The organism is Vibrio sp. THAF64, from assembly GCF_009363455.1.
Lineage (GTDB): Bacteria > Pseudomonadota > Gammaproteobacteria > Enterobacterales > Vibrionaceae > Vibrio > Vibrio coralliilyticus.
This window is the reverse complement of record NZ_CP045356.1, coordinates 1839671-1848699: the sequence shown is the minus strand read 5'-3', so window position 1 is coordinate 1848699 and position 9029 is coordinate 1839671. Positions and strand designations below refer to the sequence as shown.

At 43.2% G+C, this 9029-nt stretch carries 6 protein-coding genes and 1 tRNA gene; 3 read left to right on the top strand and 4 right to left on the bottom strand.

Features of this window, described 5'->3' with window-relative positions; genetic code table 11:
• Nucleotides 1-231 precede the first annotated feature (231 nt).
• The gene (locus FIU99_RS24765) at nucleotides 232-1152 is read left to right on the top strand and encodes a peptidoglycan DD-metalloendopeptidase family protein (protein WP_039952230.1); all 921 of its coding nucleotides are present in this window, start codon (nucleotides 232-234) and stop codon (nucleotides 1150-1152) included.
• Between the two features lie 109 nt (nucleotides 1153-1261).
• Here the strand turns inward: FIU99_RS24765 and FIU99_RS24760 are convergent.
• The 4 genes from FIU99_RS24760 to FIU99_RS24745 form a co-directional block, all read right to left on the bottom strand.
• A tRNA-Gly gene (locus tag FIU99_RS24760) sits at nucleotides 1262-1336 on the bottom strand.
• Nucleotides 1337-1430: 94 nt separating this feature from the next.
• Entirely contained in the window at nucleotides 1431-2819 is a 1389-nt protein-coding gene (locus tag FIU99_RS24755; protein WP_039952116.1) for a diguanylate cyclase, read from the bottom strand.
• A 184-nt stretch (nucleotides 2820-3003) separates the two neighbouring features.
• Complete coding sequence (locus tag FIU99_RS24750) at nucleotides 3004-5004, bottom strand: methyl-accepting chemotaxis protein (protein WP_006961161.1); 2001 nt, start codon at nucleotides 5002-5004, stop codon at nucleotides 3004-3006.
• A gap of 152 nt (nucleotides 5005-5156) precedes the next feature.
• On the bottom strand, nucleotides 5157-5696 hold the full coding sequence (locus FIU99_RS24745) for a DUF3332 domain-containing protein (RefSeq protein ID WP_006961162.1): 540 nt from the start codon (nucleotides 5694-5696) through the stop codon (nucleotides 5157-5159).
• Between the two features lie 422 nt (nucleotides 5697-6118).
• On the opposite strand from FIU99_RS24745, the gene FIU99_RS24740 reads away from it, so the two are divergent.
• Together FIU99_RS24740 and FIU99_RS24735 are read left to right on the top strand one after the other, a co-directional pair.
• Nucleotides 6119-7351 (top strand): OFA family MFS transporter, encoded by a 1233-nt coding sequence (locus tag FIU99_RS24740; RefSeq protein ID WP_006961163.1) that lies wholly within the window; start codon nucleotides 6119-6121, stop codon nucleotides 7349-7351.
• A 63-nt stretch (nucleotides 7352-7414) separates the two neighbouring features.
• The gene (locus FIU99_RS24735; protein WP_039952117.1) at nucleotides 7415-9028 is read left to right on the top strand and encodes a VRR-NUC domain-containing protein; all 1614 of its coding nucleotides are present in this window, start codon (nucleotides 7415-7417) and stop codon (nucleotides 9026-9028) included.
• Nucleotide 9029 lies beyond the last annotated feature (1 nt).

The window sequence follows — 9029 nt, the reverse complement described above, 5'->3', positions numbered from 1 at the left end:
ATAGAAAGGCAATACAGTCAAAAAAACTACCGCATCTTTCTTAATTACCTTCTGTTACTTAAATAATCATTGGAATAGGTAATCGAGTCCTGTTATTTTTTATTGTAAATACTATTTATCGAAAAAATTTATCTAGATTTTGTCTGGTAAAACTCTATCATTGAACCAAAATCTCAAATAACTATTAAAATGCATTCAACGTCTATTCCCCAAAAAAGTTATCGAGACTATTTGTCTTTTTGGTATCTAGCCCTTATTCCATTGAGCTTGTGCGCACTAGTCGAAATATCACCCTTAAACGACACATCTACTAGATATTCAAACGAAACAAACATCAACAAAGTTAATAACACCGAAAACAAAAGAGAAATTGCGCCAAAAACACCAATAACAAAAGACAAATTTATTAGCAGCGACGTTGGGTATTCATTTTATGGTACGGCGCTGAGTTTAGGCATTGCCCCAGATACGATTCAAGACCTTGCGTCCCTTTCGGCGGGTAAATTTGATTTCATCAACTCAGTATCTGGTTCAGGACAATTTGCATTCAAACTCAACGAGAAAGATCAGCTCGTTGCTTTCTTGTATCACGATAAGTTACACACGTATTATGTCTATAGTACAAAGGCGGGTACATTATTCAGTACTGATGGAGAGCGTTTTTACAAAGATAAGCTGCTCCTTTCTCCTGTATCGCGTCGCTTCAGAATCAGCTCGCAGTTTAGTCACTCTCGACTACACCCTGTGACTCGTACGATGGCCCCTCATCTTGGAACGGATTACGCCGTGCCAGTTGGTACGCCTGTTGTTAGTATTTCATCCGGTGAAGTCATCGCCTCTCGATACCACCCGATAGCTGGAAACTACCTTGTTATTCAACACCCAGGTGGATTGAAGACACGCTATCTTCACCTTTCTAAGCGCTATGTGAGAAAAGGAGATATTGTCTTACAAGGCGAAACAGTCGGTACAAGTGGCAATACAGGACGAACAACAGGGCCACACCTTCATTTTGAACTGTGGAAAAACGGTCGGCCAATTGATTTTGAGAAGAAGCGCGCATTTGCCGAAAAAGTAGCGGTTCAGCTCGTGTCATCTCAATCTCAGGAAGCTCAAAAAGCTTACTTACAGCTAAGTCAGCAGATAAACTAACGACATCTCGGTTAACGTGCGTAAGAAAAATTACGTGCGTTAGCTTCTAAGATAGCTAATTAGCAATATTTGCTGCTGAAAGTTTAAGGGGAGTTTTTATATGAAGAGTTGGAGCGTGCAGCGGGAATCGAACCCGCATCATCAGCTTGGAAGGCTGAGGTAATAGCCATTATACGATGCACGCATCATCGTGAAGACCCATTCAATATGCCACATCAGCCTGAAAAGAAAAGTCTTTTTTTAGTTTTCAGGTTTAAGTGCTGACTTTATGTTCAAACTTATTCATAGTTGACGGCTTTTTGTTCGCTAAGTTCTTCTAGTATGATTTGTTGAATGACCGCCCTATCTTTTCCGAGTGATTTTGCTTGATACATTAAGTGGTCAGCATCCGACAACGTAATGTTGAATGACGTTAATGGGTAATAAGCGCAGCCTAAGCTGACCGAGATCGCCTTATCTTCAATGACAACGCTCCTCACTGAGTGACAAACTTTATGCGCTATTGTTGTCACCTGGCCTAACGAATGCCCACTGACAACAAGCGCAAACTCTTCACCGCCGATACGGCCAAACAAATGATCTTTCTTAATCACAGTTCTTACCGCATCCGCTACCTGACGAATCACTGTATCTCCAACTTCATGACCAAAGTTGTCGTTAATCACCTTGAAGTCGTCTATATCAAAAATCATAACGGCAATCGATTCTGGCACTACAAGCCTTTGCTGGAACTCTTCAACAAAATGGCGACGATTGCTTAGCTCTGTTAAAGGATCGGTCTCAGAGAGGACTCTCAGTTCCTGATTCGCTTTCGCCAGCTCCCGAGTTTTCGCGTTAACAGAAAAGCGCAGGATAAAGATGTAAGCAACGCCAGCCAGCAAAATCATCAGTATGGCCAACGGCAATAGGTAGTCTGGGTAGACAGTATTGATATACATCCAACGACCGAGAATTCTTTGTTTATCTTCATTGCTGATCAGTTTAAGGCCATGAGACAAGTGATTTTGAAGCGCAAGGTTGCCTTCAGAGACCGCAGGCCGCAAGTTTCCTGAGTAGAGGTGTCTTATCCCGATAAACTTATTCAATCCCTTAGTGGTATGAAGGTAGAAGTTTGCAACTTGCAAGTCAGCTACAAATGCGTCGATTTCGCCCGCAAAAGCTGCGTCGATCATACGTTCATTATTACGAAAAGAAATGATATTGAGATTAGGAAAATGGAGACGAGTAAATTCTTCTTCGTAGGCACCTTTCACTACACCAACGAGATGATCATGCTCCCCGCGTAGAAATAGACTCACATCAGAGCCCATCAACCGGCTGCTGATATAGAGTTGCGTATCAATGGACATAATAGGCGCATTGTAGTCTAAGAAGGACTCACGCGTTTCGGACCAAAGCAAGCCTGAGTGCACGTCAGCCCTTCCTGAACGAACAGCCTCTAAAGAGTCGTTCCAATCTAGCAATAAGAATTCAATGTTCTGGTTATTTTTGAGGCCGTATTCATTCCAATAATCCACCAGAATACCCGCAGGTTCTCCCTCTTCGTTGATATAAGAGAAAGGTTTCCATGCCTTAGAGTTAGTGACAATCAGGGTCTGTTTATTGGAAGCACTGGCAAAACTCGTCAAGAAGAGCAACATACACATTGTTGCAAATACACGTAACACAACTAACCTCAAAGAATAAAACGAGCTCAAACAACGGAGGTTGCTTGAGCTCAATTGCTATACACTTTATTGCATTGAGATTATGTATAGAATACCTGTCTCACATCTGCTTATTTTATAAATTTATATTTGAAGCAGATCTCATATATTTATCTTTCTATCATTAAATCGATGTTATACATGCTTATTCTGTTCGGAAATGCCTCATCTCTTCGTTCAACTCTTCAACCTGATGGCGCACCTGCTCAGAGATCTGTGATGACGAACTGGAGATATCAGCAACCTCCTCTACTCGGCTAGTGACATCAGACATTAAACTGTGTATTTCCTGAGTTGCCAGAGATTGGCTCTCTGCAGAGTGAAGTAGATCTTTCATTTGAGAATCTAGGCTCTCGATTTGATCTGTTGTGGCGCTTAGTGTTCCGTGCGCCTGCTTGGTATGCGCAGCTCCTTCTTCTGCTAACACTTTACTCTTGTCGATTTCAGATACCACAGCTGCCGTCGAAGATTGTATCGCATTCACAATGTTGTTGATCTCGGTAGTGGACTCAGTAGTCCTTGTCGCAAGCAGGCGCACTTCATCAGCCACCACAGCAAAGCCTCGACCATATTCGCCTGCCCTCGCCGCTTCAATCGCTGCATTGAGTGCAAGCAAGTTAGTTTGCTCAGCTAGACCTTCGATCACTTCCGTAACACGGCCTATCGCTTCACTCTCTTTACTCAGCTCAGTAACCTGCTGGCTCGCACTTTCAATCGTGTTGTGTAGAGAGGTCACGGTCTGCATGTTCTGCTCAAGAGCTTGAGAACCGATTTCGATTTGGCTCTTTGATTCAGCAAGATTGCTAGCAGACAGCTTGGCTTGGTTGGCGGTTTCATCGGCAGACAAGCTAACCTCAGAAAGCTGCTGACCGACAAGCGTCATCGTCGACATTTGACTATCGACTTTATTCGATGTGTTGTTATTTGCATCGAGAAGTGACGTCATACTGTCCCCAACAGTACGTGCTTTCGAACTAACGCCACGCACAATATCTAACAGCGCGACATTCATCTTGTTGATTGAGTTGGTCAGGCTGGCTAGCTCGTCGCTACCTTCTACGCTGAGTGCTGGTTGAGACACATCGCCTGCGGCAATCAATTGGGCACGTTTTGACACCACTTTTATGCGTCGGCCAATGTTCCTACCCATATAAGTTGAGATGGTTAACGACGCTAATAGGAAAATAATTGAGGAGACAACAAGCAAAGACACGACACTGCTTAGCGAGCTAAAGATTCCCTGGCCACTGATGTCAGCTTGCTGCTGTTGCTTACGAATCAGGTTTTCTAAGCTTGTATTGAGAGTATCGACGGCAGGTACCAGCTCCTTAGCCATTTTCTCATTTACCAGATTCCAGCTACTCGCCGTTCTTAGCGCAACGACCTGATCGGCAAGTGGAAAATAAAGCTGCTGCATTTCTTTAAACAGATCCCATAAGCCTTGATCGCTATCGCTCATCAGGCTGACTTTGGAATCGATCTCAGCAACGTACTTACCGTGGGATTTCAGAAAGTCCTGATACTTACTGAGGTGCTCCTCTTTACCATATAGAAGAAAGTCACGCATTGAAGAGAGTGCATTAGCAAGAGATGTGTAACTGTCTGCATATAGACGGAATAAGCGCTTTCTCTCGCCCCCCTCTTTATTACCCGCTTCGTCATTGATGAGGCCTTGGAGCTGATCCAATGCCACCTCTGCAATTGGGGCGGCTTCATTGATAAATAAGGAGTGGGCCGGAAGGTTCTCATCTGAATGACTGGTTTCAGAGATCTCGTTAACCAACCCTTTGACGGATTCCCATTGGCCTAAGACTTGTTGGTAAGCCGATTCATCCAATAGGCTTTCTAACTTGGGTAACGCTTCATCGGTCGAAGTGATAACGCTATTAAGCTGCTCCAACTGCGCGGCACCAACAGCTTCATCACCACCTAAAAGCATATAAGCTCTGAGGGTAGAAACGGTCGCCTGAAGCGACTGTTGTAATGAACGGCCCGTATCTACAGTTGGCAGATCGGACTCTAATAGAGATTTTGTATGCTCTTCTACAGTATTGACACTGCGGAATATAAATAGAGCGGCAACGATAAAAAGTACTGCAAGCGACAGAAAACTCAGCTGTAACTTCCCTGATATCGTGAGTTTCATCCTAATAACTCCTGTTTAAATAACCTCCTAACTATAGCGTTTTGCTTATTATTGTTAAATATAAGTTAACTATTTTTATAAACTTTTGATTGATAGCTCAGTTAATCAGCCCCCGATAACTCAGGGGCAACGCTTACTTCTGCTAAGCTGTTTTAGATATTTGCAGACGCAATGTAATCCGTCAGCTCTTGATTCGATACCGTGGTGATGTATTGGTCATCCAAGTAGAAAGCCATATCATTTTGCTCTTTCTTACCACTTAAAACCTGTTTAGTGCCATCAAGATAGGTTATTTCCATTTGTAGCGTCGTTTCGTCAAGCTGTTCCATAGTTGCACTTTCAATCTCGGTGTTGTTGCTCAATGGTACATCTTTTAGAGAGCTGTCTAGCTTGTCGTTGACCTTGATGTAGTTCTTTGTTGGCGTATCAACAACAGCTGGAGACTTACCTGTAATTGGGTTTGTCCCCGTCCAAAACTCAACTGCATTGAAGATAAACAAGTCCGCAATACCAGCAATACCGTAGACAGGAGACAGTAAGACAAACATACCTTCGCGGGCATAACGGTTATCGACTGTCTCTAGGTTGAACTTCGTCACCATTCCTGTAGTCGCCATCTGCCCCATACAACCAGTTAAAGAGGTCAGGCCAAGGCCAGCAATTATTGCCAGTTTTAATGTATTTTTTCTCATTTTTTCCACCACTCAAATTAAGACGACGCGCATGCTACTCCCGCTATATACCCTTGCCTAGAGTCAAAATTTTGAATTGACGAAATACTGACTAAGTCATTTTTTAAGCAAAGCCTAATAATGCATTAAATTGAGCAGAATCCTCGGTTTACGGCATCAGTATTTTCCGGCTTTGCAGCGTGTCAATATCAGACTTTGCTTATTTTCTTAAACCCCAAAACAAGACACATAAAAACAACAATAAAAACATCAAATTAACAAACACAATTAATTTTAAAATACCCCTAAAAAGAGATTCCAATCACATATAGATTGGTTATAATTCGCGCCCATTACGTTTTGTGTTGATAAACGCAAACTTAATTTGAAGAAATAGACTGTTAACCAGACCTCTTTTATCAGAGGTGAACTTGAGAAGAAAAATGAGCAAGATTGATAAAGCTACACGTATCCTGCTGGCGGGATTCTGTATCAACCTTTGTCTTGGCATCCTGTATGCTTGGAGCGTGTTTAACAAAGCACTTGTGACTGAATCTGGCTGGAGTGCAGCAGAAGCTTCTTCACCATACGCAATAGCAACAATCACCTTCTCTGTTTGTCTTCTTGTTGCTGGTATCCTTCAGGATCGTATGGGCCCACGTAAAATTCTGATTCTGGGCACAATGCTGACTGGCTTAGGTATGATTGCCTCAGGTTTCGCAACCACTCCACTAATGCTGAACATTACATTTGGTGTGATTACAGGTGCCGGCATCGGTTTTGGATATGCTTGTCTTTCTCCTTCTGCAATGAAGTGGTTCCATTCTTCCAAGAAAGGCATGGTCAACGGTCTTATTGCAGCTGGTTTTGGTCTAGCCGCTATTTACCTTGCACCAGTGACTTCCGCTCTAATTGACAGCATGGGTATTCAAACCAGCTTTATGGTTCTTGGTGCTGGCGTATTGGCCATTGCCGTGCCTCTTGCAGCAACTATTAACAACCCACCAGCGGGTTACACTCCTGCTGAACCAGCAGTAAAAGCAGGTCAAGCACCGAAAGCCGCTAAGAAAACAGAAGATCTGACGTGGAAATCAATGCTTAAAACACCTCAGTTCTATTCACTATGGATCATGTACGCCTTTGCAGCGTCGGTTGGTCTTATGATCATTGGTAACATCACTACCATTGCTAGCGTTCAGGCTAATCTACCTAATGCGGTTTACCTAGCGTCTATCCTAGCGATATTCAACTCTGGTGGTCGTGTGGCTGCAGGCATGCTAGCTGATAAGATTGGCGGCGTACGTACACTGCTATTAGCCTTTGTCCTTCAAGGCATCAACATGGTTCTGTTCGCTACGTTTAAAACCGAATTTACACTGATAATCGGTACGGCTATCGCAGCTATCGGTTACGGTACTTTGCTTGCTGTATTCCCGACTCTAACCGCAGAGTTCTACGGCTTGAAGAACTACGGCACTAACTATGGCGTTCTCTATACGTCATGGGGTATTGGTGGCGCAATTGGTGCTGCAGTTGTTGGATTCTCAATGACAAACGGTGAAGGCTACAGTCTCGCTTACACTATTTCAGCCGTAATGATGGCGGTGTGTATCGTTCTTGCCTTCATTACCAAACCAATTAGCGAAGCAAAAGTGGCTCAGCTTAAAAACGCTTAACGCTTTGAAAACCTCTTCGAAAGGCTTAACCTTGTGGTTAGGCCTTTTTTGTATCTATTAACCATGTCTGAACCTGTCGTCTTACCCTCAGATTACTACCTGAGCAACTTCTTGAAACTGACACGTCATGCTCAAGAAATGTATCCAGATCTGTTGTCTGAATTGGAGCACAAGTGGCTGCAACATTTCTCTCAGTTATCTACTCCGGCAAAGTGCTTGTTAGTGAGATTGCTTTCTCGCAAAGGGGAATGGTTTCGAAGCGATAAGCTGAACTATGAAGAGATCCCTGAAAAAGATGTCGCATTAGATGAGCTCAATGCGCTGAGCTTCATCTCGCTCAACCCTGAAATCTCCAACCCAGATTTAGCCGCCAAGCTTCTGACAAAACCGGAAATGGTTAACCTCTTTAGAGTAACCAACAAACAGGCGAAAAAGGACACAATTGTAAGTCAGCTAGAAGAGAGCCCATTCTCACAATACGGCACTTTGCCCTTCACCATCGTTAAGCTTGAATCACCGCAAGTGTTAGATGTTCTACTCGCGCTCTTCTTTGCTAATACTCATCAGGATTTAAGCCAGTTTGTATTAGACGATCTTGGCTTGCATCAATTTGAGAACTATCAACTCAGCGAACAATGCCGTTTCTTTTCTTCACGTGATGAGCTAGATCAACTGCTTTCATTATCGTTATTGCAGCAAAGTTATCATGACGCTGATCGAAAATGCGTAAATACAATACTCCTCCACCTTGAGCAACTTACCCATCCTATTGACCACAACTACATAGAGCGTAAACGCCAACACCTGATCAATGACATGGCGCGTGACTTAGAAAGATTGCAAGAGTTCGAACTCTCGACTTTCTGGTTCGAAAAAACAGTATTACCACCTTCACGAGAACGCCGAGCTCGCATGTATGACAAACAAAGCGATATAAATGCCATGAGTGACATTGTCACTTCAATATTAAGTTCCCCATATGATACGTCAGAACAAGAAGTGGGTGTGAAATTGCAACAACGCTTGGAGCGTCTCAAAGGTATAAAACTCCCGAGAGTAAAAAAAACTAATATAGAGGAACACCACCTTGCACTTGATTTGTCACAGCAACGCGTCGAGTTGGTGGTCAAAGATTATTTTGAGCAACAAGGTTATGACGTCTATTACTCAGAAAATATTCTGTTAAATGGATTGTTTGGCTTAGCATTTTGGGAAGTCATTTTCAGCCCTGTAGAAGGCGCTTTTATCAACCGATATCAATATCGCCCTTTGGATCTCTATCATCACGACTTTGCTTCCAAACGTCAGTCAATGATAGATGATGTTTTCACTCGACTAGAAGAAGACGGTAGCCAGCATCTGAAGCAAATTTATCTGGAAAAAGTAGGGCTCAGTAATCCATTTGTTGTCTGGAATGCTTTCACTCCAGAACTGTTAGACCGTGCGCTACACAGCATCTCCCCCGAGTTACTGTGCCAGCTGTTTAAGGTCATGCTACAAGAGCTCAAATTATTCCGAAGTGGTATGCCTGATCTGATTCTCTTTAAAGACGACCGTTTCGAATGGGTTGAAGTTAAAGGCCCCGGAGATCGTTTGCAGGATAACCAGTGGCGCTGGTTCCATGAGTTCATCAAACTGAAAGTGCCGTTTTCGGTTTGCTATGTAGCCAACTCATAAC

Excerpts from the sequence above, each read along its gene's own strand:
- FIU99_RS24750 (WP_006961161.1), bottom strand. The coding sequence starts at position 5,004 with ATGAAACTCACGATATCAGGGAAGTTACAGCTGAGTTTTCTGTCGCTT.
- FIU99_RS24745 (WP_006961162.1), bottom strand. The coding sequence starts at position 5,696 with ATGAGAAAAAATACATTAAAACTGGCAATAATTGCTGGCCTTGGCCTG.
- FIU99_RS24740 (WP_006961163.1), top strand. The coding sequence starts at position 6,119 with ATGAGCAAGATTGATAAAGCTACACGTATCCTGCTGGCGGGATTCTGT.
- FIU99_RS24735 (WP_039952117.1), top strand. The coding sequence starts at position 7,415 with ATGTCTGAACCTGTCGTCTTACCCTCAGATTACTACCTGAGCAACTTC.